Consider the following 24841-nt stretch of genomic DNA (forward strand, 5'->3'; position numbering starts at 1 on the left):
GTCTATACTTTAAAACGGTAGCCAACTCCCCATATCGTCTCGATATATTGGGGTTTTGACGGGTCATGCTCGATTTTCTCGCGCAGCCTCCGAATATGAACCGTGACCGTAGCTGCGTCTCCATTTGATTCCAACCCCCATATCCGCTCGAAGAGCTCTTCCTTCTCAAACACGCGGTTAGGATGGGAAGCGAGCAGAAGAAGCAGCTCATATTCCTTGGATGTGAGCATCGCCTCCTGGTCATGGATCATGACTCTGCGGGAAGGCTTGTCAATAAACAATCCGCGGATGCGGATATGCTCGCCACGATCCGATTTGTCCGCCGTCAGCCTCTCGTAACGAGCCAGATGCGCTTTTACCCGGGCCACTAGCTCGCTTGGGCTGAAGGGCTTGGTCATATAGTCGTCAGCGCCTAATCCCAGTCCTCTGATCTTATCAATATCCTCTTTTTTCGCCGTCACCATGAGCACGGGAATGTTAATGGTTTGCCTGATCTGGCGGCAAATCTCGAACCCATCTACTTTAGGCAGCATGACATCCAGAATGATAAGGTCAAACTTACCCTCCAGCGCTTTCTGCAGCCCGATATCGCCTCTTCCTTCAATGTGTACGGAAAAGCCGTAGCTTTCCAAATAATCACGTTCCAGCTCGGCGATGGCTTTCTCGTCTTCAATGATTAGTATGCTCTTCATGATCACCCACCGTTTTGGCGGTTGTTGATTTAGGCAGCTCTAAACAGAACCGGGCTCCGCCTTGCTCTGCATTTTCCGCCCATACCTTACCGCCATGCCCTTCGATTATTTGTTTAACGATCGCAAGGCCAAGTCCGCTTCCTCCCGTTTCGAGATTGCGCGACTGCTCGGCGCGATAGAAACGATCGAAAATAAATGGTAAATCAACCTCCTCGATACCTGGACCCGAGTCTTCGATCACGATTAAAGCATGCTGTTGCAGCTCTTTTACATGAACCTTAATTTGCTTGTTAACAGTCTCGGCATGCTCACCCATATATTTCACGCAATTATTCAAAATATTGGTGAGCACCCTGCTCAGCTTATCCGGGTCAGCGGCAATCAAAAGCGGTTCCGCCTCTTGGTTCGAATAAATCAATGCCATGTCCGATTTCTCCAGATCAAACCGCTGCTCTTCCAAAAAATGCTCCATATAGCGGCGAATATCGATAACCTTAAAATCGAAGGCCACGGTTTGGAGGTCCAGCTTCGAGAAGAGGAACAGCTCGTCGATTAATTGGTCCATATCCGATGCTTTGCGATAAATCGTTTCCATATATCGGATTCGTTTCTCATCGGTATTTGCAATCCCGTCCATGATGCCTTCAACATAACCTTTAATCGCAGATATCGGCGTTTTCAAATCATGCGAAATATGCGAAAGCAGCATTTTTCGGTTCTCTTCGTATTGAAGGCTCTGATCGATCGATTGTTTCAGCCTAACCCTCATATCCTCAAATGCATTGCTGAGCTGGCCGATCTCACCCCTTGTCGTCACCTCGACCTTGCGGGACAGATCGCCGTCTTTAATTTGAAGCGCCGCTGCTTCAAGTTTCTTGATTGGACGTATAATGCTTCTCGATACGAAATAAGTAAGCAGCAAGCTCGTTAAACCGATGAACGCCAAGCTAAAAGCCGTACCGACCGGTCGCCAGTAAATAGGCACCGTATGATTTCTTCTGAACAGCAAGGCTCTTCCTTTTCCTCCATCCGGATAAGAAAAATCAACGGTGGATGTTTCGAATCGAAACGAATTAAATGTAACCATTGAAGGCGTTTCTTCCAGCAATTGCTGCCAATCCGCATGCGGTGCGGTTTCTTTCAAAAAAGGCGCAACGGATTTGATTTGTCCATCCCTTGAAAGCAGAAGACCCGCCCACTGCTCACCAAGCCTCTTTTGAATCTCTGCCACATACTCCTTTTTCTCGAGCTCTCCCGCGTCGTTGCGAAGAACATAGGATAATTCCCCGTAAACGAGCGCTTGCAAATAAGGCTCTTTGTCTTCTTTTTCAAAGTATTGCCGGACATCTTCAACGCCGCGTGCATAAAAAATGAAAAGCATGAAAGCACTCATAAGTATGAGCGGTACGAAGACCATCGCTAAATAAGACATGTACAGCTTTACTCGAATCGACAATTCCGATCACGCCTCGCTGATGCATTATGTTTGATTCTATGGTTTATCATAACGGCTATTTCTAAACGAACTTGAAACCAATTCTTACAAAATTATTACGTTTATTCGGGGTGACCCAATTAGTTAATGCCGTTATTAATTAACCGCATTAATTTTTATCCTCATTAATTAAATGTTTTTCCGAGTTGCTTTACAGCAGATGGCGCTTGTCAGCATAGCAGCCGAAAGCAGCCATGTATAAATGATCCAGACCATCACGGAAAACTCTTGATTGAAAGTAATCCATTTAAAGCTTCCGATAACGGTCAAAAATATAACAACAAAAAATATCCCCTTTCTTTTTTGCTTTGACTTGTAGGCCAAATGCAGCAAAGAAGTTAAGTAAAATGCCAATGCCGCAGAAGTAATCGGCGCTACGACCCAAATGCCTATCGAGAAAAAACTGCCGGATAGGAGAAGTTTGCCGGATAATAGGACAAAAGCTAACAATAGAAAAAGCCCCCATGGCTTAAGAGGGCTGGATGATATCGGATTAACCGGCTGCCGACTGTGTTTTTTTGCCCAAATCAAATATCTGCGCATGAAATAAAGTGCCGGGATAACAGCTCCAAGAACAGACAGCGAGAGCTGAAGAATATGATAGAGTTGATCGCCCATGATTTCGGATTGCAAAAAAGGCATCCGAAGAACAAACCAACCTCCGCTATGCGTAAAATGATCCAAAAGCACATAGGATAAAAAACCTATAAATAAAGAAAACGCGAACCCTGCCCAGGCCAAGCTGCCTCTCAATGTCCAAGCGCGGTTCAAATCGGCAGCAAAGCGATGAATACCGCCGATTTTTGGCAGCAGCTCGGGCAGTGAAGGCTTAATAATAAAGTGGAATCCACAAGCAAAAGCAATACAAACAGGGAGTATCAGCAGAAAAAAACCTTCTATGGAATGTCCAATGGATCGAAACGGGTGCATCGCGATAAAATACTCCAAATCCGGAGACATGCTGCCTAGGATTAATCCCGTAGTACTCAAAAAAGGGAGCATTTTTTTGAGCGGAGCCGCAAACAAAGGGTGCGATAACGTAAATGGCATTCGGTTTTAACGTCTCCTTCCTATTCCTTAAGCGCGCCGAACTTAGGCAGCGGCCAAATGCGCAATACCGCTTTTCCCTCGATGCTTGATCTAGAGATTGGCCCAAGGGCACGGCTATCCATGCTATGCTCACGGTTATCTCCCATTACAAACAGCTGGCCTTCTTCTACCGTAAAGGGAATGGGCACGCTACCAGCGAAAGTCCGGCCTTTGACGTATTGCTCATCTATTTTCACACCGTTCAAATAGACTTCTCCGCTTTGAATATCAATGACATCGCCTGGAATGCCTACAACCCGTTTTATTAATCTCAATTCGCTTTCCGGTCCATTAATAATAACAATGTCTCCGTGCTGCGGCTCATGGAAACGATAGGACCACTTGTCCTCGATTAACCGTTGGCCGGCAATAAGCGTGTTTTGCATGGAAACATTTTGAACCTCGGATTGCGCGTATACATAGTTCTGGAAAAGCAGGGCTGCGATAACGGCAATCCCCAGCGAGATCGTCCATTCTCTAATTTCTTTCAAGATTCCTTTTGATTTTCGTTTTTCTGTTTCCATTTGGATTCACCTCTTCGATTATTAACTGCCGCAAACCAATGATTAAAATGCCTTTGCTTAATACGCAAATGATTGGAGAAAGTTTCCATATGCATTTTGAAAATAGAAAGTGACAATAGAAGCAGCGATGCGCTAAAGTGGAAAAGAAAGGGGGCTTCCGCAAAAATGAATCAGATCCCGGCGGCGCAGCGATTGTTATTCACGGTTATCACCATTTTATATTGGACTTCCATGTACGTTTATGTCCCTACTTTATCGCCTTTTCTAAGTGAACGCGGCCTTTCCCTGCCTTTTATCGGCATCGTTCTTGGGAGCTACGGCTTCGTTCAAATGTTCGTGAGGTTTCCGCTCGGAATTATGTCAGACCGCTTCGGTAAACGCAAACCTTTTATCATTCTTGGCATGCTGACCGCTTGCTTAAGCTGCCTGCTGTTCCTTATCCCCGGTCCATGGCTGTGGCCGCTTTCCGGTAGGCTTATGGCAGGCGTTTGTGCTTCCACATGGGTAGCCTTTACCGTTTTGTACGCTAGTTTTTTTGGTGCTGGACAAACAGGCAAAGCAATGGGAAATATAAGCGTCATGACGGTATCCGGACAAATGATCGGTATGCTGCTTAGCGGCTGGCTTACAGACGGCTTTAACGCAAATGCGCCCTTTGTCGTAGGAGCAGTCATCGCGATACTGGGACTGGGGCTTGCTTTTATGCTTAAAGAGCCTCGTTCCGAGCAGAAGGATCAGCCAGGCATGTCATTTGCCATGATAAAAAACGTCGTGCGAACGAAAACGCTTTTGCAGGTATCCCTGCTCTCCATTCTCGCACACGGCGTCCTCTTTATTACGATGTTCGGCTTTACGCCGCTTAAGGCCGAGGAGCTGGGGGCAGACGGGCTTAAGCTGACGATGCTTGTGTTCGCTTTTATGCTCCCTCATGCTTTCGCTTCACTCGTGACAGCAAGGTGGTTCACTCCCCGATTCGGTAACTGGGGCACGATAGGCACCGGTTTTGCCTTGAGCACCATTTGCACGGCCGCAATGGTTTATGGAGATTCTTTCGGCATGTTGGTCGCCACCCAGGCTGTTAACGGCTTCGCGCAAGGCCTGCACATGCCTCTGCTGCTTGGTCTTGCGATTCGGGATGTTGCGTTACCGGGTCGAGCGACCGCCATGGGCTTATATCAAGCGTTATATGCTATCGGTATGTTCTCTGGTCCTTTTTTGGCAGGATGGCTGAACGATCGCTGGGGCTTAAACGGAGGATTCTTATTCGGTTCGCTGCTTGGGGCATTAGCATTTGTCCTTGTCGTGGCGTGGGCTAGATCGGAGAAAAGAGTCACATTGAACAAACAGATTCAGCGCAAGGAGGAGATTGCGGGATGATCAGACCTCAGTTGGTACTTGACATCGGCGGCGTGCTGGCTACCAATTTGTCTCCGCTTTTCTGGCAGTTGCTCGCGGCTGAGAGCCGTGTTTCCGAAGATGTTCTCTATGGCGAATATAAACAACAAGTAAGCGAGCAGCTATGGACAGGCGTTATTTCGGAGGAGCAGTTTTGGAATTGGGTCAAAGCCTATGCTCCGCTGCTTCATCTGGAGAAGTGTCGCGGCTTTATCGAAAGGAGTCTCCGGCCCCTGCCCGCTCTCGCAAAGGTTTCGGAATGGAGCGAAGCTGCGGATATCCATCTGCTCAGCAATCATTTAGCTGCTTGGGTTGATCCTATTGTGCTGTCGATCAAACCTTATTTAAAAAGTTTAACCATCTCTAATGAGGTCGGTTTAAAAAAGCCGCATCCGGATATTTTCGCTATGGTTATCAATAAAATGCAGGCAGGAAGCCCGGTATTATTTGTCGATGACCAACGCAAAAACACCAAACAAGCAGCTTCGCTTGGCTGGCGAACGCTGCTTGCTGATGAAGAAGGCGTTTGGATAAACGAGGTCATTCCGATTTTAAAGCATATAAGCGAGAAACAAGAGTAAAGATCCGCTTACGAATCCGATGCTGAGCATGGCGGCATCCGCCCGTCCGAAGCGAAGGCGAAAGGCGTAGGTCGGCTTTCGTTTTTTATAGCCGAAACCGCGTGCTTCGAGGGCATCTGCCATTTGCTCAGCCAGTCGGAGAACCGAACGTACATAAGGAATTAGTATGGGAACCAAATTTTTGAACGGCACCGTTTTTAAAGGCGTAACCGCTTTTCCTCTCGCATGGGCCAGCTTGGCAAACCTCTCCCATTCCCCTGTCAGCAAAGGTATAAAACGAAAAATAAGCGTAACGATGAGGGCAAAAGAATGAATGGGCACTCTTATTCTCTCAAGAAAGCCAAACGTTTGTTCAATGGCACGCTGCAGCCTAAACGGAGTCATCAGTTTTAACATAGGCATGCTTAAAACCATGACAAGCAGCAATTTCCCAAACCTCAGCGCAATGGGCCCCACCTTGTCCAAGTCAAAGGAAAGCGGCTGAAACCCTATCCCCCCGATAACGCAAAAAATGAGAATCATGACGGCATACGCCCGAATCACACGGATCCATGGCCATATGAGCGCCCGAAACGGCGCTAGCAGAAACAAAGAAACAAGTGCGGCAAGCGACAGCTCCACAGCTGTTTTTTGCGCCAATAGACAGGCTGCTAGAAATAAATATACGAGAATGATTGCACGCGGATCGAAGCGGTCAGACCGAAGCAGCTTCGGTCCTTTTAATGCTGGCGCTGCAACATGAGTCTTCTGGTCATTTGTCACCGTAGAAGCTGGCTTCGCAGACAGTCCCGAAAATCCAACATCATCTTGTCTTTTGTCTTGGCTGTATTCCGTATTGACTAAGGGAATGCTTTTATCGTTTCTTGATTCAGGCGCATTCGCCAAACGGCCGTTTATGCCCGTAACTACCGCGTCGCGTTCTTTTGCCCGACGCGCCAGCTCCGCGACAATCGCCGCTGCAGTCTCGCGCGGCCCCGGCCACGGCGCCCCGCTGCCCGGCGCCGGCTCCAGCGGCGGCAAAGCGGCCACCGCACGCAACTCCGCCAGCGTGCGAAGCGCCTGCGGCACAGCGGCGGCATGCGCGACCGCCGCCGCAGGCGCCGCTGCGCGGACCGTGCCGCCGCTAACCACGGCGACCGCGTCCGCCAGCGGCAGCAGCGCATCGAGGTCGTGCGTGGCTACGACCGCTCCGCGCCCCGCCGCCCTGTGCGCTTCAAGCACCGCGCACAGGCGGCGGATACCGACGGCGTCAAGCCCCGCCGTCGGCTCGTCGAGCAGCAGCCAATCCGTCTCACACGCCAGCAAGCAGGCGAGTGACAAACGTCGCTGCTGCCCGCCGCTGAGCGTCCAAGGATCACGCTCCATCGTTTCTTGCGGCAAACCAACCTCAGCTAATGCATATTCAATCCTCTTTGCGGCGCTTTCGTCATCCAACCCAAACGGTTTAAGCGAATACATAAACTCGTCTCGGACCGTTGCCGCAAACCACTGCGATTCCGAGCTTTGCATGGCTATGCCGTACCTTAGCGACGCATTTCGGTTTAACCGTCTCCTTCTTTTCTCTTTTACCCATAGGTCATCATCCCCAAGCTTGACGGTTCCCGTTTCAATCTCGCGAATCCCCGCCATCGTCTCAAGCAGCGTGGATTTACCGGCGCCATTGCGACCGATTAACAGCGTAATTTCACCTGCTTTGAAGACTGCGTGAATATCTTCAAGCAGCTTTTTTTTATCCGCTCCTTCGGCGATAACGGTTAATCCGCTAAGCTTCCAATCAGCCCCCATAACGCTTCACCGCCTCGGCCAGCATGTGGGCTGTGAAGGGAAACGGCCTCAATCGAGTCCCTTGCTGCTCCAGCTCCCAGGCTACCTGGGCCGCATACGGAGCCTCAAAGCCAAGCTTCTCGCACATGCTGCCATGAACACCCGCTTCAGGCCTCACGAACCAGCCTTCGGCTTCCCCGTCATACAATATCGATCCTTCATTCATGACGACTACACGATCACCCGGCATCAGCTCTTCCAGCTTTTGCGTAATCCAGATAACCGTCACCCCCGTTTGCTGCAAGCTTCTTACCTGCTCCAACACGAAGCTCGCAGACTCGGGGTCCAGCATCGCCGTCACTTCGTCAAGGACGAGTATTGGGGTTTTCGCAGCCAAACAGCCAGCAATCGCAACAAGCTGCTTCTGTCCCCCGGACAACGTTTCTATCGGCTGATGAATCCGATCGCCCATGCCCACTTTCCGCAGCGCAATTTCCGCTTCATAAGGAATGTCCAGCGTCTCGAGCTCATTCTGCTCAAGCATGAGGACAACATCCTCCCAAGGCGTTGCCCCGATCATCGATGCATCGGGCTGCTGCATGACAATCGGGATAGGCTTCCCTTGCGCTGCTGTTCCGATGCTTCGCGTCACGTGGCCGGCGACACCGGCTGTCCGAAAACCAGCTGCGACTTTTGCAAGCGTGCTCTTCCCGCTTCCGTTGCGCCCCAGCAGTGAAATCCATTCTCCTTGCCGGATGGAAAGCGATACGTCCTTAACGATGGGCTCCAGCTTTTGTCCATCCAGCAGTGATGGCGGCGTAACCGTTATTTGCTTTAACTCGATCTGATATAAAGGATTCAACTTTATTCACCTAACCTCTTCCCCAAAACGATTGACTATGCTACAATTCGATTTGTTAACTTCAATTAAATATAAATGGTTAACAATAAAATCGCAACTACATAAAGGAGTCGTTTTCACCATGCAGAGCAATAATATCCGATCACTTGTATTTATCGCCCTATTCGCGGCACTATTTATCATCATGAGCTCTCTTACCATTAAGTTCGGAGGCTCGTTTGTTCCGTTTACGCTTCAAACCTTAGGCGTTATTTTAGCCGGCCTGTTCCTAAATCCGCGCAATGCATTTTTGAGTATTTTCGTTGTCATTGTACTTGCCGCTTTTGGCTTGCCTTTGTTCAGCGGCGCAGGCGGAATTACGCATCTCATCGGGCATACCGGCGGCTTTATCTTCGCTTTTCCATTTTGTGCGCTTTTGGTCAGCCTGGCGGTTGGAGCATTTCTTCACCGCTTTAACGCAAAGGGAAATAAATTGATCGCAATAATCGTTTTTTTCGTTATTTTCGAGTTGTTCAGCTCATTATGCGCTTATGTTACGGGGATTCCGTGGCTCATGCATGTTCTCGGTTTTTCCTTCCAGAAAGCAATGGCTGTCGGTTTTTATCCATTCATAATCGTCGATGCGCTTAAATCGCTCGTTGGTGCGATTCTTGCCATCTCTTTAACACCTTACATCGTATACATTCGCTCGTCAACATCCAGCATCAGCACGCAGGAAACATCCTATAAAGCGTAAAGTCCACCTTAAGTGAACTGAAAAACCGCTCATTCCCGTATGATAATCATCATAGGAATAAGCGGTTTTTTACTGTTCATTCCGGTTCCACGCACGAACCTCTCCGAGCCGGAACTGCTTTACGAACTTTGCCGTATGAACACGTCAAAAAGCGCCTGACCTCTTTTGGGGCAAGCGCTTATGAATTCTGCACTATTTTGTTGAAGTTCCTCGCTTGGTAAAAGCCAGCTTAGTCGCTGCATTCCTCCGGAGCCGGCTCCGATGCATCCTCGACGCTGATCTTCTCCGATACGGTGTCGCGGACGATGGAAATGACAAGCTGAAGCAAGTAGTTAATATCCGTTTGGCTTTGCTGGAATTCAGAGACAATAGGAATGCCGTCAAGCTCGTCCTGCAGCGTTTCCATTTCGCCTTCTATCTTTTTAACCATGTCTGCGTTTTTGAAAGTCGTTTCGAATGCGACAACTTCCTTTTGTTTTTTCTTAATCTTCGTAATAAGCTGCTGTACGCGCTCATTGCCATTGATTTGCTGCTCGGCGCGGCGATAGTGCTGGACTTCCTCCGACGTAAAAATCAGTTCGGCGAGCTCCTTCGCTTTTTTCGAAATATCCTCGCGAACGATTAAATCGCGCGTATGGAAACTAGGAATACCGCAGCCTTCCCCGTGTTCGTGATCATGATCGCAATGCGCTGCTTGATTTTCTGCTGTATGCTGCTCTGCCATTTGTCATCTCTCCTGTTTTACCGTTAGCTAACGGCTTCTTGTGCGCTCTGTTCAATGGATTCGGCTTTAATATACCAGGTTTGAGCTTCTGTTACCTTAGCCAAGACGAACTTTCCGATCCATTCCTTCGGGCCTTCCAAATGTACTAATTTATTCGTGCGCGTACGTCCTGATAGGATGTTCGCGTTGTTCTTGCTCTCGCCTTCAATGAGCACCTCAACAATTTGACCTATCAACTGCTCATTCTTTTCTCTCGCATTAGCCGCAAGCTGGGCATTAAGACGTTGAAGACGCGCCTTTTTCACCTCTAAAGGAACATTGTCCTCCATGCTGGCCGCAGGTGTTCCTTCACGCGGAGAATATAAGAAGGTGTACGCTGAATCAAATCCGACTTCCTTGACAAGCGTCATCGTATCTTCAAATTGCTCGTCTGTTTCTCCAGGAAAACCAACGATGATATCTGACGTCAGCATTGCGTTTGGTATCGCTATTTTTATTTTCTCGACAAGCTCCAAATACATTTCACGCGTATATTTGCGGCTCATTCGTTTCAATATTTCAGTGCTGCCGGATTGAACAGGCAGATGGATATGCTCCACCAGGTTACCGCCGGTGCCTAGCACTTCAATTAAATGATCGTCGAAATCACGCGGATGGCTCGTCATGAAACGAATACGCGGAATATCGATTTTGGACATGTCGGACATCAGATCGCCGAAGCGGTAGTTAATGTCTTCGAAATCCTTGCCGTAGGCATTAACGTTTTGTCCAAGCAGCGTAATTTCTTTAAAGCCTTGTCTGGCCAACTCGCGCACTTCGGCAATTACGTCTTCAGGCCGCCTGCTGCGCTCCTTGCCTCGCGTGTAAGGAACGATACAGTACGTACAAAACTTATCGCAGCCATACATAATATTAACCCAAGCACGCATACCTTCGCGTTTCTTAGGCATATTTTCAATAATGTCGCCTTCCTTGGACCATACTTCAACGACAAGCTCTTTGCTGAAATAAGCATTTTGCAGCAAATAGGGCAGCCTATGAATATTATGTGTGCCAAAGATCATATCGACAAAAGCATGCTTTTGCAAAATACGTCCGACAACGGATTCTTCCTGGGACATGCAGCCGCAGACTCCAAGCAGCAAATCAGGTTTTTCGGTTTTCAGCGTTTTAAGATGGCCAAGCTCGCCGAACACTTTGTCCTCTGCGTTTTCGCGGATTGCGCATGTGTTTAGCAAAATCACATCCGCAAGTTTGCGGTCCTCCGTAGCTGTATAACCCATCTCTTCGAACATGCCCTTCATAACCTCGGTATCATGCTCATTCATCTGGCAGCCGTACGTTTGGATCAAATAATGCTTGCCAACGCCCATCGTTCTAAGCTCGTCAGGAATCGCAAAGTCATAATGCACCTCGATATCCTCTTTGCCGCGCTTTTTCTCATCCTTATGGCTGGGTGCAGCATTTATATTGACGATCCTTCCTTTAATGCGGTAGGTCGTTGAATTCTCGTCTTGGTCTATCACTTTCGCATCGCTAAAATCAAAATATTTGGAGTAATCCTTAAGCTGGCCTTGCTTCTTGTCCGTAGCGAGCTGGTTACTGTCCTTCGTCAATGCCGATTCACTTCCTTATGGGTACTAATAGATGCTTCGTACGCTTGTATAGCCCAATTCAGTATTATACCAGTTAACGGAATAGAGGGTCAATAAAGGTCAAACAAAATCGGTCCTGAATTTCTTCGCATGTATACCCCATGGCAAATTTAAGATGTTTGATCGTATGCGGTGATAGTATAGAAATAAAGGAATGAGCCGCATAGGCGGGATCGACGGAACGAATTTGCCCCGTTTCGATAGCTTCTCTAAAAAGCTCGCTAATCGCATTGTGCAAATATACATAGGGAGGCGACTGAAAAAAATCAGGCTTATCATCCTCCACTTTTTTGAAGGTTTGCACAACGCCCAGCCATTCGGATTTATGATCAATAAAGGCTATAATCTTGCGCATTACGATGCTTAATCGCTCTTGCACAGAAAGATTTGTTCCTTCTTTCAATATATTATCGATCTCCATAATGAAATTCTCGAAGTTTTCTTTCATCATGTCCATACACAATTCGCCTTTGTTCGAATACCGGCGATAAAGGGTGCCTTGCCCAATGCCTACTGATTTGGCGATTTGATGCATGCTGACCGATTCTACCCCATGCTCCGTAAACAAATGATTGGCAGTATGCAGGATTGCTTTGCTCAATGCTTGTTTCGTTCTGCCGTTTTCTGGTGCAGTCATCGTTCCTATCTCCTTTTCCCGCTTTTACAAATGAAACGATTGACAATTACCCAAATCGTCTTTATTATTCAGTAGTGCGGACAATTGTCCGCACATAGATGCGGTCATCTTTTATTGTAGCCTGATTCGTTACGGCAGGTCAACAAAAGGAAGAATAGGCCCCTATATCGGATAGGAGGAAAAGAAATGGCTTCAGCTTCACAAAAAGCAGCACCCACTGGCGATCCCATGTCGATTCGCAATATTCTCGCACCGCTAATCGCCATCATTGTCGGTATGTTTATGGTTATCTTGGACGGTACGGCAATGAATGTTGCCATGCCTGGCTTAATGGATGATTTCAAAAGCTCGATGTCTCTCGTGCAATGGACGATTACGGGCTATGCGCTTGCGCAAGCCGCTGTTATTCCGCTCGCGGGATGGATGTCCGATCGTTTCGGGGCCAAACAAATTTACTTGTTCTCCATCATCATGTTTACGATCGGCTCCGCGCTTTGCGCACTCGCAACAACTGCCGAGCAGCTTATTGTATTCCGAATCATTCAAGGCCTTGGCGGCGGTATGGTCGCTCCAATTGCAATGGCCTTCACTTTTAGACTAAGCCCTCCAGGCAAGCAAGGGGCCGTTATGGGCATGATCGGTATTCCGATGCTTCTAGCTCCTGCATTAGGTCCTGTCGTGGCAGGCTGGCTGGTTGATTTTGTATCCTGGCACTGGATTTTTATTATCAATCTTCCGATTGGCGTTATTGCCGTTATCGTAGGCATTCGCACGCTTCCTAAGGTTGATCGCAAACGAGTGCCTTCCCTTGATTTCTTAGGCATGATTTTCGCTCCTCTGGCCTTCGCTATGCTCGCTTTCGGCGTAAGCTCTGCTGGCGGCGGAGAAGGTGGCGCAGGCAGCGGCTGGACCTCTCCTGAAGCTCTAACCGGGATGATTGTCGGCGGTATCGCGCTTATCATCTTTATCATCGTTGAGCTTAGCCGCAAAGAACCATTGCTTGAACTTCGCGTTTTCAAATCTAGCAATTTCACGCGCGGCATCATTTTGCAATGGATCGTGCAAATCGCTTTGTTCGGAACGTTATTCCTTGTTCCAATCTTTTTGCAAATCGCCAAAGGCTATTCCGCGTTTGACACCGGTCTAATTCTGCTTCCGCAAGCTCTGGCAGCCGGCATTTTCATGCCGATCGGCGGCAAGCTGTTTGACCGGTTCGGAGCGCGTCCTGTTGTCATTACGGGGTTAGCCTTCGTTACTGTCGCAGGATTCATATTAAGCCAAATTTCAGCAGATACAACGCTGCTCATGCTAATGATTCCGCTTGCTATGCTTGGCGCCGGCATGGGCTTATCGATGATGCCTCTTAACACGCACATCATGCAGTCTGCTCCGAGAGAGCTTGTCAGCCGCGTAACTTCGCTTACCGCAGCCGCACAGCAGGTCATGTCCTCTTTTGCGATCGCAGGATTGTCAACCATACTCGCAAGCAGAATGGAACACTACGGCACGGCTAATCCAGGCCCGAATGTCGTCTATTCTTCTTACGGAGATACGTTCTTCATTCTTGCTTCCATTTCTATCATTGGCGCCATCGTTGCCTTATTGCTGCGCAGGCCGAAGCAAGAGCTTGGCACAAGCCACGACGAGAAACCTGAAGTTTCCATGATGATGGGACATTAAATTCAAATATACGTAGTTTGAAATAAAAAAAGAGACAGCTTCCAGATCGTTATTGACGAACTGGGAGCTGTCTCTTTTGATTTGATTGCCTAACCTATAATTTCAGCTTTATCTCCGTTTTTCACGCCAGCGGCATTTGCTTCGTCCGTATCGATATGCATATCAAGCGCAAATTGATCTGACACCCGCGCAACTACATTTTCGAAAATGACGCCGCGCTCGCCAGCAAAACGAACGCGGAGCGACTGCTTGTCCGCTATTTCAAACCGCTCTGCATCGCTTGTGTGGAAATGAATATGACGGGCGGCGACAATAACGCCTTCTTCGATGATCACTTCTCCGGCAGGTCCTTGAAGCTTGATACCCGCTGAACCCTTAATGTCGCCTGATTCTCTTACAGGAGGATTTACGCCTAGCGCGAATGCATCTGTGCGAGACACCTCAAGCTGGGTTTGTTTCCGTGTCGGGCCTAAAATTCTAACCTTCGCAAAATTGCCTTTCGGTCCAACGACAGCTACCGTTTCATTGGCTGCGTATTGGCCTGGCTGCGACAAAGGTTTCATTTCCGTTAACTCGTAGCCGGCACCGAATAGCAGCTCTACATGCTCCTGCGATAAGTGAATATGTCTGGCAGATACTCCTATTGGAACTTCTTTATGTATCATGTTGTCACTCTCCTACACTATATTAAGGTTTTTTCTCGGCTTTCGAAAGAAAAAGCATACAGCTGTTTGGCCGCATGCTTATCATACCACTTATTTAAATTCGGCAACAAGCTTCTCGAATTCCTCTGGGGATATCTTGATATTCTGCTTGGACAAGCCTTCCGGCTTGAAGCCTGTAATGAGATCCTCGTATGATTTGCGTGTTTTGTTCTGATAGATAAGACCAGTCAGCATCCCGTTTGTTTCCATGATTTTGTTCATGGCCAGCACGCGATTCGAAGGATCGTAATCAGGGAATTGCTCCAGATTCACGATATTTTCTTTAAACCAATCGTAAGTGTTGATTTTGTTAAAGGTAACGCATGGGCTGAATACGTTGATCAACGAGAAGCCTTCATGGTTAATCCCTTCTTCGATCAGTCTTGTCAATTGCTTTAAATCACTGGAGAATGACTGGGCTACGAATGTCGCGCCTGCAGACAATGCGATCTCAAGCGGAGATAGCGTCGTTTCGATCGAGCCTTCCGGCGTCGATTTAGTTTTGAAGCCCTCTGCGCTGCGCGGTGAGGTTTGACCTTTTGTTAATCCATAAATTTGGTTATCCATGACGATATACGTTACGTTCAGGTTACGGCGAATCGCGTGAACCGTATGGCCCATCCCGATTGCGAAGCCGTCTCCGTCGCCGCCTGAAGCGATGACCGTAAGCTCGCGGTTAGCAAGCTTAACGCCCTGCGCGATTGGCAGCACGCGCCCGTGAATGCCGTGGAAGCCGTACGCGTTTATATAACCGGAAATCCTTCCTGAACAACCGATGCCGGAAATAACCGCCAAGTTCTCGGGTTCAAGACCGACATTCGCTGCAGCGCGCTGGATGGCTGCTTGAATGGAGAAATCTCCGCAGCCTGGGCACCAGTTAGGCTTTACATTATTTCTAAACTCTTTGAACGTTGCCATCTAGACTCAACTCCTTACAAGCTTTGTGAATGTCTGAAGGCAAGAACGGATTGCCGTCATATTTCAGCAAGCTCTCGATTTTTTCTGCGAATCCGGCATTCATTTTTATTTGAGCTGCAAGCTGTCCGGTAGCATTGTTTTCGATGACAATTACTTTTTTCGCCTTTTGCAAGTAAGGAAGCAAAGGTTTCGTTGGAAACGGGTGTATTTGACGAATCGTTATATGGTTTGTTGGGATACTATCTTCTATCAGCATGCTTCTCGCCTCGTCAATCGTGCCGCCCGTTGAGCCCATACCGATAATAAGCAGGTCAGGCGTTTCATGAGGAGCATCTACGCGGATCGCATCGCGAATGTACATATCATTCAGCTTGTTCAAACGTTTATCCATCATGTTTTGACGGTTCAAAGCATTCTCGGAAGGACGTCCCGTTTCATCATGCTCAACGCCTGTTACGTGATGGAGACCGCCCTTCTCGCCCGGCAATACCCGCGGGGATACGCCGTCATCCGTCAACTCATAGCGTTTAAATAGATCATGGCCTTCTAGCGCAGGTACATTTTCGACCAGCTTGCCGCGTTTGATTTCAATTTTCTCGTAATCGAGCGGTTCGCAGGATTGTTTGCCTAGAGACAGCTGAAGATCCGTCATCAGAATAACCGGAACTTGGTATTCCTCGGCCAGGTTAAAAGATTCAAGCGTGTCGTAGAAGCAATCCTCGATAGAGGCCGGCGCAATAACGATCTTCGGAATTTCGCCGTGCGTACCGTAAACCATTGCGTTCAGGTCGGATTGCTCTTGCTTTGTAGGAAGACCCGTTGACGGACCGCCACGCTGCGTATTCACAATGACAAGCGGTGTTTCTGTCATGCCCGCTAATCCGATTGCTTCCATCATCAGGGATAAACCAGGGCCTGCTGAAGCTGTCATCGTACGGACTCCAGCATAGTTGGCTCCGATCGCCATCGTTACTGCCGCGATCTCATCCTCTGTTTGCACTACCGTACCGCCGAATTTAGGCAGCTTTTTTATCAGATATTCCATAATCTCGGAAGCAGGCGTTATCGGGTAAGCAGCCATCAAACGGCAGCCTGCCGCTATAGAGCCTAGGCCAATGGCTTCGTTTCCGATCATGAACAGTTTCTGTTTACCGTCAGCCTCGTCAAGCTTAAACTCGTCAAGCGGTCCGCCAGCTTGCTCGAGAACGAACTCGGCGCCGCGTTTTACCGCTTCTATATTTTTCTCGACAACCGCCGCGCCTTTACGTCCAAACTCTTCTTCGACCGCTTTATTGAACACTTCGATCGGGAGTCCAAGCAATGCCCATGATGCTCCGGAAGCAACCATGTTTTTCATCAGGGATGTGCCGAGTTCCTCAGCCATAGCGGTAATCGGAACGGCAAATAATCTAGCATTTATGCCTTCAGGTATGGTCGGATTGAACTTCGCATCCGCGACAATTACGCCGCCGAGGCGCAGCTCCTTCGCGTTCAAATCGATGCTTTCCTGGTCAAATGCTACTAGAATATCCAAATCATCGGAAATGGCACGAATCGGCTTCGTGCTTATGCGAATTTTATTGTTGGTATGCCCGCCTTTGATTCTCGAAGAAAAATGTCGGTATCCATATAAATAATAGCCCAAGCGATTAAGCGCCGTGGAAAAGATTCGGTCCGTACTTTCAACGCCCTCTCCTTGCTGGCCCCCGATCTTCCAAGACAATTGACTAATCAAAATGCCCAACTCCTCTTTTTCTAGAACGTACGAATATTCAATATCAATAAGTAATTATATCGTAAAAGTCATAACAGTCACAACAATTTTAAAGCGCAGCATTGCAAAAATCAAGATGTAAACGCTTAACGCAAACATAGTTTGTTTCGATCAATTCCATACCGTAACGAGATTGAACGCTTTTTAAGAAAAAGGAAGGTTTTTTCGTAGAAAACGAAGCGCATTGCCCGACATAAATTGTTCAGTTTGCTGCTCGGTATACCTTTTCAGAAGCGCTTCTTGAAGGGCGGCCAGCTCACCAGGATGCGATAAGTTCTGCATGTGCCGGTCAATGCCGTCAAAATCGGAGCCGAGCATGATATGCTCTTCGCCTCCAATTTCACAGATATGCTCAATATGGCGCAGCAAATCATCGATGGGCACCTCGTCCGCATGCGATACGAACCAAGGCACGAACGTTATGCCGATCAAGCCCTGCTTTGCAATGAGCTTCTCAATCTGCGCATCGCTCAGGTTACGGGGATGATCGCAGATTGCTCTTGCGTTAGAATGCGAAGCAAGGATAGGTTTTTGCGAATGCTCGGCGACATCCCAGAACGCGCGTTCCGATAAATGGGATACATCTAATAGTATATCCAATTTATTGCATTCTTCTACTAATAATCTGCCTGCCGACGTCAAACCGCCTCCGCGCGGCTCCATGGCGCCATCCGCTGCCCAGTTGGCGTGATTCCAAGTCAATCCCGCAGCGCGGATTCCCAATTGATGCAATATGCGAAGCAGAGGCATTTGTCCTTGAAGACCATCTACGCCTTCGAGTGACAGCAGCGCTCCAATTTTTCCGTTTGATATACAAAATTCCAAATCTTGAGCCGTTCGCACCCACTCCATGTCCTCGCAAGCTAGTACCAATTGATGAAATCGATCTACGCTTTCCAAAATAGGTTCTAAACGCCCGTTCATCGATTGAGGAATATAGATCGCAAAAGTTTGCAGAACCGTCCCTGCCGCCTTCAAACGCTCGTATGTAACATCTAAACTGCCAGGCTTGCTGGATTGAAAAGTGAGATCCTCGTCAATCAGCAGCTTGCAGAGTACATCGCAATGAAAATCAACTACTTTCATAGACGCACCTCTCCATTCGTATGACCCGCAGCAAAAAAACCTGTCTACGACGTAAACAGGCGAATCATTTTAATTTATCCAATTGGCCTATTCATTTCCGCCTCTTGGACTTGCTACCGAGGTTCAACAATCAATTTGATTGCTGTTCGGTCCTCCCCGTCAATAACAATGTCGGTAAAAGCCGGAATACAAATTAAATCCACCCCGCTGGGAGCGACAAATCCTCTAGCAATCGCGACTGCTTTGATCGCTTGGTTTAACGCGCCAGCTCCAATGGCTTGCAGTTCCGCACCACCACGTTCACGAAGAACGCCAGCTAGCGCACCTGCAACGGAATTTGGATTGGATTTTGCTGAAACTTTTAATACATCCATAAAAAGAACCTCCCCTTGGACTGTTGGATGGATTCCACTTTTAAATAGTATTCGAGGGAGATTAAAAAATTCCTGCTTTTATTCCGCCAATTCAGAAACAGTTCTGAATTGTCGGAACTTTTCAAAGATTCATTGCATTACATCAAAAGCCATTCGTCTTCCGTAAGACGTATTTTTTCGATTTTCCGCGCTTGGCCTGTTGCATCGTCAATTTGAACGGAAATGGCATGCAAATGCCACTTTCCTTCGTCCACTACGAATCGGACAGGCAGCTGCGTAATGAATTTATGTAAAACCGCATTTCGCTCCATGCCGAGCACGCCTTCCTTCGGACCAACCATACCCACATCCGTGATGTAAGCTGTCCCGCCCGGCAAAATCGTATCGTCATTCGTTTGAACATGCGTATGCGTTCCAAGCACGATCGATGCTCTGCCATCCAGATGCCAGCCCATGGCTATTTTCTCCGAGGTTGCCTCTGCATGAAAATCGACAAGGATATTGTTGGTTTGCTCTTTTGCTTCTTCGATTAGCTCGTCCGCCTTACGGAACGGGCAATCAATTGGCGGCAGGAATGTACGTCCCTGCAAATTGATGATAGCCAGCTGCTTTCCGGCCGCTTTGATAAAAGCCATGCCTTGCCCTGGCGCGCCTGCTGCATAATTCGCCGGCCTTACCAGACGCGGCTCGTCGTCAATCCATTCAAATATATCTTTATTATCCCACGTATGGTTACCCATGGTGATGCCATGGATACCCCATTCGAAAAATTCCTTGGCAATTGTTGCTGTTATTCCGCGGCCGGCAGCCGCATTCTCGCCATTCGCAATAATAATATGCGGATTATACTTACTTTTCAGAGCTGGGAGCACGCGTTTTAATGCGCTTCTCCCTACATTGCCTACAATATCCCCGATAAACAATACGTTCATTTGAATACACTTCCTTTTTTTGTACGCCTGCAAACAGAAAAGTGGCTAACAAGCAGCCACTTTTCCGAAAAGCCGATATTTTTTTGTCGTTTATTTCGCATATTCAACCGCGCGTGTTTCTCGTATAACCGTAACCTTAATATGTCCCGGATAATCAAGTTCGCTTTCGATTTTCTTCGTAATATCACGTGCAAGGCGGAACGCTTCCGTATCGTCGATTTTTTCTGGCTGCACCATGACGCGCACTTCGCGGCCAGCTTGGATCGCGTACGATTTTTCCACTCCTTCAAACGATTCAGAGATATCTTCAAGCTTCTCCAGTCGTTTGATGTACGTTTCAAGCGTTTCACGGCGGGCTCCAGGACGCGCAGCGGACAATGCGTCAGCCGCTCCTACGAGCATCGCGATTACGGAAGTAGCTTCCGTATCCCCGTGATGGGAAGCAATACTGTTTATAACGACAGGATGCTCCTTGTATTTCTTAGCAAGTTCAACACCGATTTCTACATGCGAGCCTTCCACTTCATGATCCAATGCTTTACCGATATCATGCAGCAAACCTGCACGCTTTGCCAAAGTAACATCCTGGCCAAGCTCTGCTGCCATCAATCCAGTCAAGTAAGCTACTTCCATGGAGTGCTTCAGCACGTTCTGACCGTAACTTGTCCGATACTTCAATCGTCCTAAAATCTTGATTAAATCCGGATGCAAGCTGTGAACGCCAACCTCGAAAGTCGCTTGCTCACCGTATTCACGGATGCGCTCGTCCACTTCTTTACGAGATTTTTCAACCATTTCTTCAATACGGGCAGGATGGATACGACCGTCAGCCACAAGCTTTTCTAAAGAAGTGCGGGCAATTTCGCGTCTTATCGGGTCGAAACCAGATAAAATGACCGCTTCCGGTGTATCGTCGATGATTAGATCGATACCAGTCAATGTTTCCAAAGCACGGATATTACGGCCTTCACGCCCAATAATGCGGCCTTTCATTTCTTCATTAGGCAATGTTACGACGGATACCGTCGTCTCAGCCACATGATCTGCCGCACAGCGCTGAATAGCTAGTGAAATAATATCACGGGCTTTCTTATCGGCCTCTTCTTTCGCTTGCTGCTCGATCTCTTTAATCATTTGTGCTGTTTCATGTCGTACTTCCTGTTCAACATTGGATAAAATGATCGATTTGGCATCTTCCGTTGTCAGACTCGAAATACGTTCCAATTCACTCAGCTGCTGCTTGTAAATGGAATCGATCTGCTCTTGCGTTTCTTCGATCCGTTTTTCTTTGTTGGCTACAGTTTCTTCTTTGCGTTCTAGCGCTTCTAACTTTTTATCCAGCGACTCCTCTTTTTGGAGTAAACGTCTTTCCTGACGTTGAGCCTCGTTGCGACGTTCACGAATGTCTCTCTCGGCTTCGGAACGAAGTTTGTGGACTTCATCTTTTGCTTCTAGCACGGTTTCTTTTTTCTGAGCTTCCGCTTCTTTTTTCGCATTTTCTACGATTACAATGGCAGCTTGCTCAGCGCTTGAAATTTTGGCCTCGGCAATCGACTTTCGAATAAAATAACCAATCCCAAAGAAAATTGCGCCAACAAAGAGACAGATCAAGATCCAAATGACCTCATTAGGCATCTTGTTCACCTCCTTGTTGCATACACCAAGGCACTGCTTGGGATGATATTAGGTTTTCAACCGGCTTCAAACCGTTTCAACAATTACTAATTTGACGAAAATAATCGTATTGAATCAACTTTTGGAAGGAAAATTGATTCAATATTGAAGGAATACAACCTCATTTTATCTTTTCGTAAAATCAATTGTCAAGCAAAAGCCCATCATCTTCCTCGAATGCATCATCTTCACCAATCAGATCTATCGACTTTATGGCTTCCTTTACGATATCACCCGGAAAACCGCTGCGCATTAAATACCCCATAAGCTTGCGTTTTTTCTCAAACGTATCCCCTTTTAAGGAGCGCCATTTCTTCTCGGCGGCCTTTTTCGCCGACGCTAATTCAACTTTATGGTCCAATGCACCGATTGCCTCTGCAGCGGCTTCTTTCGACACGCCTCGCTGCGCCAGCTCTTGCTGAATAAAGCGTCGTCCCTTCAGGCTGTTCTTCAGTCTTCCCGCTGCAAATTGACGCGCATATTGTTCATCATCCACAATATGTTCCTTTTCTAAACGGTCAAGAGCATATTGAATATTGTCTGATTCAAACAGCTTGCGGTTTAAATATTGCTCGATTTGTTTTCTTGTTCTCGGTCTAGCTCCTAAATAGGCGATTGCCAGCACGTAGGCACGGTAACGTTCGTCTTCCATTCGTATTTCTTCGATTTGAACCTCCGTTAATAGTTGCCCCTTCGTCAATCGAAACCGAATTAATATATCTTCATGTACGGATAATAACGGTTCCTCTGACTCGGCAAAGAGATGATATAATTTTCTTTCCTTTTTATCTAGACGAACCGATAAGATCATCCATTCTTCTTCAATTTCCGGGTCGCTATAGCTCACACCGTACATCCTCTCTAAACACAGCTTCGCCGCCCCTAACAGGGCGGCGAAGCATGGATACGTATGCTATAAGGTCTTTTTATTCCAGATCTTCGAACTCTTCGTCGTCTTCATCAGGTTTGAAATTTGCCTGAGTCGCAGCTGCCGACAAGTTACTCGCATCGCGAATTTGCTTCTCGATAACCTCTGCAACATCCTTGTGATCCTTCAAGTACTGCTTCGCATTCTCGCGGCCTTGGCCTAGACGCTCGCCATTGTATGAGAACCATGCTCCGCTCTTCTGAACGATATCCATCTCTACGCCGATATCCACAAGAGTACCTTCTCTGGAAATACCCTCGCCGTACATGATGTCAACCTCAGCTTGCTTAAACGGAGGGGCTACCTTATTTTTCACGACTTTAATACGAGTACGGTTACCAATCATGTCATTACCTTGCTTCAGCGTCTCGATACGACGCACGTCAAGACGTACGCTCGAGTAGAACTTCAAAGCGCGTCCGCCTGGCGTTGTCTCGGGGTTACCAAACATAACGCCAACCTTCTCACGCAATTGGTTGATGAAAATAGCAATCGTCTTCGATTTGCTGATGGCACCCGAAAGCTTTCGCAAAGCCTGCGACATCAAACGAGCTTGAAGACCAACGTGTGAATCACCCATGTCGCCTTCGATCTCCGCTTTTGGTACAAGTGCAGCAACGGAGTCAATAACGACAATGTCAACCGCGCCGCTGCGTACAAGCGCTTCAGCGATTTCCAATGCTTGCTCGCCTGTATCCGGCTGAGAAAGCAACAGCTCATCAATATTTACGCCAAGCTTGCTAGCATAAAGCGGATCCAGCGCATGCTCCGCATCGATAAAGGCAGCTTGTCCGCCAATTCGTTGAACCTCTGCAATCGCATGAAGCGCAACAGTCGTTTTACCGGATGATTCCGGTCCATATATTTCAATAACACGTCCACGCGGCAAGCCGCCTATTCCTAATGCAATATCTAGAGCAAGTGAACCGCTAGGCACGGTTTCTACCTGCATGTGTGTGGATTCTCCCAATTTCATGATGGAGCCTTTACCAAATTGCTTCTCAATTTGACGCAAAGCCATTTCTAGTGCAGCGCGACGATCCGACAAGAAACTCACATCCTTCTTCATTTATAATGTTATGATACCTTTTTTCTGACGGGTTGACAAGCATTTTTTCGAACATACATTCGCCTTTTCGCTTCGCCCCCTCAAATGGACATAAAAAAACCGCAGCAAAGTATTCTTCGCCACGGTTCTTCCGATAACTATCCCTAATTATAACGGGCTGGCCCGCAATTGACAAACATTATTTATTTCGTCGAAATTTCGCGATGCCGATAGAAACCATTGATAGCCGATTCGTTTCCGTGCCTTGGCTGCATTTTTGCTATCATGCAAAAACAGCTCGCCACATGTCTAATTCGCCTGAAGCGCCTGCCATAATCGGTACAAAGCAGCTTTCACGGCGCGCAGCCTTATCATGCTTCTTCCGCCGCTAAGGTTCAAAGTAAAAACGTCGGTTGCTTTTCCCCGCTCCGAAATGCCAATGTAAACCAACCCAACGGGTTTGCCCTCGGATTCAGCCGGTCCGGCGACGCCTGTCAAGGATACCCCGAAATCGGCATCCGAGAGCTCCCTTACCCTCTCCGCCATTAAAGCGGCAGTCGAGTCACTGATTGCACCGGGTGCGCCCTCTCCTTCGAGCTGCGTGAGCGGTATGCTTAATAAATGATGCTTCATTATATTGGTGTAGGTGACAACCCCTCCTACATACTCTCCGCTGCTCCCAGGAACGTTTGTAATAAGCTCGGCCAATAAACCCCCGCTGCAGCTTTCCGCGCTCGCCAGCTTGCGTCTTGAGGCTCTCAGGAGGTGTACAACCTCAACCTCCAGCGGAATGTCCTCCTGCGCATACAAATATTCGCCTACCCGTTCTTTTATTTTATCGACGCTTTCATCTATTTTCAGATCGGCATCGATAGCCGAGCCAGCTTTGGTCGAAACTCTTATGGAAACTTCGCCTTCCTTCGCGTAAGGCGCGATAGTTGGATCGACCTGTCCGTCAATTAAATCAATCAGCTTGGCCTCGAGATTTGATTCTCCAATGCCTGCGAATTTTAAAATACGCGAATACAGCGGCTCTGCATCTCCCAGCTTGGAACGCAGCCACAGCTCCCCTGCCGCATCCATCATGGGCTTCATCTCACGCGGCGGGCCGGGAAGCAGCAAATAAAGCGTCCCATCCACGGACAAGCCGTTTCCAACCGCTAAGCCCGTCGTATTTTCCAGCGGGTCGCCGCCCTCGATCATCAAGGCCTGACGGCGGTTGCTCTCCACCATATGGATGCCGCGAGAGCTGAACATCTGCTCGATCTGAACCATAGACGGCTCATGGATAACGAGCTTGCGATTTAAATATTCCGCTAAAACATCCTTCGTAAGATCATCCTGGGTTGGTCCGAGCCCGCCCGTAAAAACAAGTAAATCCGCTCGGCTTCGCCCAATTTCAATCGCTTCCCGCAGCCTCCCCGCATTGTCGCCGACAACCGTTTGAAAATAAACGTCTACGCCTAGACCCGCAAGCTTCTGAGATAAAAACTGCGCATTCGTATTTACGATTTGGCCGAGCAGCAGCTCCGTACCGACCGCTATGATTTCTGCTTTCATTATTCGAGA

Annotated in this window: 23 protein-coding genes; 4 read left to right on the forward strand and 19 right to left on the reverse strand. The window is 47.9% G+C overall.

Annotation, left to right across the window (positions count from 1 at the left end):
- Window positions 1-2: 2 nt before the first annotated feature.
- From MRBLPE1_RS00715 to lepB, 4 genes are all read right to left on the reverse strand, one after another.
- Window positions 3-692 carry a response regulator transcription factor gene (locus tag MRBLPE1_RS00715; RefSeq protein ID WP_364140277.1) on the reverse strand — a complete coding sequence of 230 codons (690 nt, stop codon included), beginning with the start codon at window positions 690-692 and terminating at the stop codon, window positions 3-5.
- On the reverse strand, window positions 670-2148 hold the full coding sequence (locus MRBLPE1_RS00720) for a sensor histidine kinase (RefSeq protein ID WP_364140279.1): 1479 nt from the start codon (window positions 2146-2148) through the stop codon (window positions 670-672). Before MRBLPE1_RS00720 ends, MRBLPE1_RS00715 begins: the two co-directional genes overlap by 23 nt.
- 168 nt (window positions 2149-2316) lie before the next feature.
- Window positions 2317-3237: a DUF4184 family protein gene (locus MRBLPE1_RS00725; protein ID WP_364140281.1), complete on the reverse strand. Its 921-nt coding sequence runs from the start codon at window positions 3235-3237 to the stop codon at window positions 2317-2319.
- A gap of 20 nt (window positions 3238-3257) precedes the next feature.
- Entirely contained in the window at window positions 3258-3800 is a 543-nt protein-coding gene (gene lepB, locus MRBLPE1_RS00730; protein WP_364140283.1) for a signal peptidase I, read from the reverse strand.
- Window positions 3801-3965: 165 nt separating this feature from the next.
- Here lepB and MRBLPE1_RS00735 point away from each other — a divergent pair, with 165 nt between their 5' ends.
- Together MRBLPE1_RS00735 and MRBLPE1_RS00740 are read left to right on the forward strand one after the other, a co-directional pair.
- The gene (locus tag MRBLPE1_RS00735; protein WP_364140285.1) at window positions 3966-5177 is read left to right on the forward strand and encodes an MFS transporter; all 1212 of its coding nucleotides are present in this window, start codon (window positions 3966-3968) and stop codon (window positions 5175-5177) included.
- Window positions 5174-5776 (forward strand): HAD-IA family hydrolase, encoded by a 603-nt coding sequence (locus MRBLPE1_RS00740; protein ID WP_364140288.1) that lies wholly within the window; start codon window positions 5174-5176, stop codon window positions 5774-5776. The genes MRBLPE1_RS00735 and MRBLPE1_RS00740 overlap by 4 nt, the downstream gene beginning before the upstream one ends.
- Here the strand turns inward: MRBLPE1_RS00740 and MRBLPE1_RS00745 are convergent.
- Window positions 5747-7561 carry an ATP-binding cassette domain-containing protein gene (locus tag MRBLPE1_RS00745; RefSeq protein ID WP_364140290.1) on the reverse strand — a complete coding sequence of 605 codons (1815 nt, stop codon included), beginning with the start codon at window positions 7559-7561 and terminating at the stop codon, window positions 5747-5749. The genes MRBLPE1_RS00740 and MRBLPE1_RS00745 overlap by 30 nt on opposite strands.
- Window positions 7551-8402, reverse strand: coding sequence for an ATP-binding cassette domain-containing protein (locus tag MRBLPE1_RS00750; protein WP_364140293.1), 852 nt, complete (start codon window positions 8400-8402; stop codon window positions 7551-7553). The genes MRBLPE1_RS00745 and MRBLPE1_RS00750 overlap by 11 nt, the downstream gene beginning before the upstream one ends.
- A gap of 121 nt (window positions 8403-8523) precedes the next feature.
- On the opposite strand from MRBLPE1_RS00750, the gene MRBLPE1_RS00755 reads away from it, so the two are divergent.
- Complete coding sequence (locus MRBLPE1_RS00755; RefSeq protein ID WP_364140295.1) at window positions 8524-9138, forward strand: biotin transporter BioY; 615 nt, start codon at window positions 8524-8526, stop codon at window positions 9136-9138.
- Between the two features lie 229 nt (window positions 9139-9367).
- Here the strand turns inward: MRBLPE1_RS00755 and MRBLPE1_RS00760 are convergent, their stop codons facing one another.
- From MRBLPE1_RS00760 to MRBLPE1_RS00770, 3 genes are all read right to left on the reverse strand, one after another.
- On the reverse strand, window positions 9368-9862 hold the full coding sequence (locus MRBLPE1_RS00760; protein ID WP_364140297.1) for a RicAFT regulatory complex protein RicA family protein: 495 nt from the start codon (window positions 9860-9862) through the stop codon (window positions 9368-9370).
- Between the two features lie 23 nt (window positions 9863-9885).
- On the reverse strand, window positions 9886-11478 hold the full coding sequence (miaB, locus tag MRBLPE1_RS00765; RefSeq protein ID WP_364140300.1) for a tRNA (N6-isopentenyl adenosine(37)-C2)-methylthiotransferase MiaB: 1593 nt from the start codon (window positions 11476-11478) through the stop codon (window positions 9886-9888).
- Window positions 11479-11551: 73 nt separating this feature from the next.
- On the reverse strand, window positions 11552-12154 hold the full coding sequence (locus MRBLPE1_RS00770) for a TetR/AcrR family transcriptional regulator (protein WP_364140302.1): 603 nt from the start codon (window positions 12152-12154) through the stop codon (window positions 11552-11554).
- 186 nt (window positions 12155-12340) lie between these two features.
- Between MRBLPE1_RS00770 and MRBLPE1_RS00775 the strand changes: the two genes are divergently transcribed.
- Entirely contained in the window at window positions 12341-13834 is a 1494-nt protein-coding gene (locus MRBLPE1_RS00775; protein WP_364140305.1) for an MDR family MFS transporter, read from the forward strand.
- 89 nt (window positions 13835-13923) lie between these two features.
- Here MRBLPE1_RS00775 and pduL read toward each other — a convergent pair whose 3' ends face one another.
- The 10 genes from pduL to MRBLPE1_RS00825 all read right to left on the reverse strand — a co-directional run bounded on the left by pduL (window position 13924) and on the right by MRBLPE1_RS00825 (window position 24832).
- The gene (gene pduL, locus MRBLPE1_RS00780; protein WP_364144405.1) at window positions 13924-14496 is read right to left on the reverse strand and encodes a phosphate propanoyltransferase; all 573 of its coding nucleotides are present in this window, start codon (window positions 14494-14496) and stop codon (window positions 13924-13926) included.
- Between the two features lie 93 nt (window positions 14497-14589).
- Window positions 14590-15456, reverse strand: coding sequence for a 2-oxoacid:ferredoxin oxidoreductase subunit beta (locus tag MRBLPE1_RS00785; RefSeq protein ID WP_364140308.1), 867 nt, complete (start codon window positions 15454-15456; stop codon window positions 14590-14592).
- Window positions 15434-17191 carry a 2-oxoacid:acceptor oxidoreductase subunit alpha gene (locus tag MRBLPE1_RS00790; protein WP_364140310.1) on the reverse strand — a complete coding sequence of 586 codons (1758 nt, stop codon included), beginning with the start codon at window positions 17189-17191 and terminating at the stop codon, window positions 15434-15436. Before MRBLPE1_RS00790 ends, MRBLPE1_RS00785 begins: the two co-directional genes overlap by 23 nt.
- 183 nt (window positions 17192-17374) lie before the next feature.
- Window positions 17375-18316: a dipeptidase gene (locus MRBLPE1_RS00795; RefSeq protein WP_364140313.1), complete on the reverse strand. Its 942-nt coding sequence runs from the start codon at window positions 18314-18316 to the stop codon at window positions 17375-17377.
- Window positions 18317-18429: 113 nt separating this feature from the next.
- Window positions 18430-18690: a stage V sporulation protein S gene (locus MRBLPE1_RS00800; RefSeq protein WP_006036664.1), complete on the reverse strand. Its 261-nt coding sequence runs from the start codon at window positions 18688-18690 to the stop codon at window positions 18430-18432.
- A 137-nt stretch (window positions 18691-18827) separates the two neighbouring features.
- Window positions 18828-19622: a TIGR00282 family metallophosphoesterase gene (locus MRBLPE1_RS00805; protein WP_364140316.1), complete on the reverse strand. Its 795-nt coding sequence runs from the start codon at window positions 19620-19622 to the stop codon at window positions 18828-18830.
- A gap of 90 nt (window positions 19623-19712) precedes the next feature.
- Complete coding sequence (gene rny / locus MRBLPE1_RS00810; RefSeq protein WP_364140319.1) at window positions 19713-21257, reverse strand: ribonuclease Y; 1545 nt, start codon at window positions 21255-21257, stop codon at window positions 19713-19715.
- A 181-nt stretch (window positions 21258-21438) separates the two neighbouring features.
- Window positions 21439-22143 carry a regulatory protein RecX gene (locus MRBLPE1_RS00815; protein WP_364140321.1) on the reverse strand — a complete coding sequence of 235 codons (705 nt, stop codon included), beginning with the start codon at window positions 22141-22143 and terminating at the stop codon, window positions 21439-21441.
- A gap of 79 nt (window positions 22144-22222) precedes the next feature.
- A complete protein-coding gene (gene recA / locus MRBLPE1_RS00820; RefSeq protein ID WP_364140323.1) occupies window positions 22223-23272 on the reverse strand; it encodes a recombinase RecA in 1050 nt (349 codons plus the stop codon).
- Between the two features lie 309 nt (window positions 23273-23581).
- Window positions 23582-24832, reverse strand: a complete 1251-nt coding sequence (locus tag MRBLPE1_RS00825) for a competence/damage-inducible protein A (protein ID WP_364140326.1) — start codon at window positions 24830-24832, stop codon at window positions 23582-23584.
- Between the last annotated feature and the right edge of the window lie 9 nt (window positions 24833-24841).

The organism is Paenibacillus sp. LPE1-1-1.1 (assembly GCF_040676435.1).
GTDB lineage: Bacteria > Bacillota > Bacilli > Paenibacillales > Paenibacillaceae > Pristimantibacillus.

Excerpts from the sequence above, each read along its gene's own strand:
- MRBLPE1_RS00715 (WP_364140277.1), bottom strand. The coding sequence starts at position 692 with ATGAAGAGCATACTAATCATTGAAGACGAGAAAGCCATCGCCGAGCTG.
- MRBLPE1_RS00725 (WP_364140281.1), bottom strand. The coding sequence starts at position 3,237 with ATGCCATTTACGTTATCGCACCCTTTGTTTGCGGCTCCGCTCAAAAAA.
- lepB (WP_364140283.1), bottom strand. The coding sequence starts at position 3,800 with ATGGAAACAGAAAAACGAAAATCAAAAGGAATCTTGAAAGAAATTAGA.
- MRBLPE1_RS00735 (WP_364140285.1), top strand. The coding sequence starts at position 3,966 with ATGAATCAGATCCCGGCGGCGCAGCGATTGTTATTCACGGTTATCACC.
- MRBLPE1_RS00740 (WP_364140288.1), top strand. The coding sequence starts at position 5,174 with ATGATCAGACCTCAGTTGGTACTTGACATCGGCGGCGTGCTGGCTACC.
- MRBLPE1_RS00745 (WP_364140290.1), bottom strand. The coding sequence starts at position 7,561 with ATGGGGGCTGATTGGAAGCTTAGCGGATTAACCGTTATCGCCGAAGGA.
- MRBLPE1_RS00755 (WP_364140295.1), top strand. The coding sequence starts at position 8,524 with ATGCAGAGCAATAATATCCGATCACTTGTATTTATCGCCCTATTCGCG.
- MRBLPE1_RS00760 (WP_364140297.1), bottom strand. The coding sequence starts at position 9,862 with ATGGCAGAGCAGCATACAGCAGAAAATCAAGCAGCGCATTGCGATCAT.
- MRBLPE1_RS00770 (WP_364140302.1), bottom strand. The coding sequence starts at position 12,154 with ATGACTGCACCAGAAAACGGCAGAACGAAACAAGCATTGAGCAAAGCA.
- MRBLPE1_RS00775 (WP_364140305.1), top strand. The coding sequence starts at position 12,341 with ATGGCTTCAGCTTCACAAAAAGCAGCACCCACTGGCGATCCCATGTCG.
- MRBLPE1_RS00785 (WP_364140308.1), bottom strand. The coding sequence starts at position 15,456 with ATGGCAACGTTCAAAGAGTTTAGAAATAATGTAAAGCCTAACTGGTGC.
- MRBLPE1_RS00795 (WP_364140313.1), bottom strand. The coding sequence starts at position 18,316 with ATGAAAGTAGTTGATTTTCATTGCGATGTACTCTGCAAGCTGCTGATT.
- MRBLPE1_RS00800 (WP_006036664.1), bottom strand. The coding sequence starts at position 18,690 with ATGGATGTATTAAAAGTTTCAGCAAAATCCAATCCAAATTCCGTTGCA.
- MRBLPE1_RS00805 (WP_364140316.1), bottom strand. The coding sequence starts at position 19,622 with ATGAACGTATTGTTTATCGGGGATATTGTAGGCAATGTAGGGAGAAGC.
- rny (WP_364140319.1), bottom strand. The coding sequence starts at position 21,257 with ATGCCTAATGAGGTCATTTGGATCTTGATCTGTCTCTTTGTTGGCGCA.
- MRBLPE1_RS00825 (WP_364140326.1), bottom strand. The coding sequence starts at position 24,832 with ATGAAAGCAGAAATCATAGCGGTCGGTACGGAGCTGCTGCTCGGCCAA.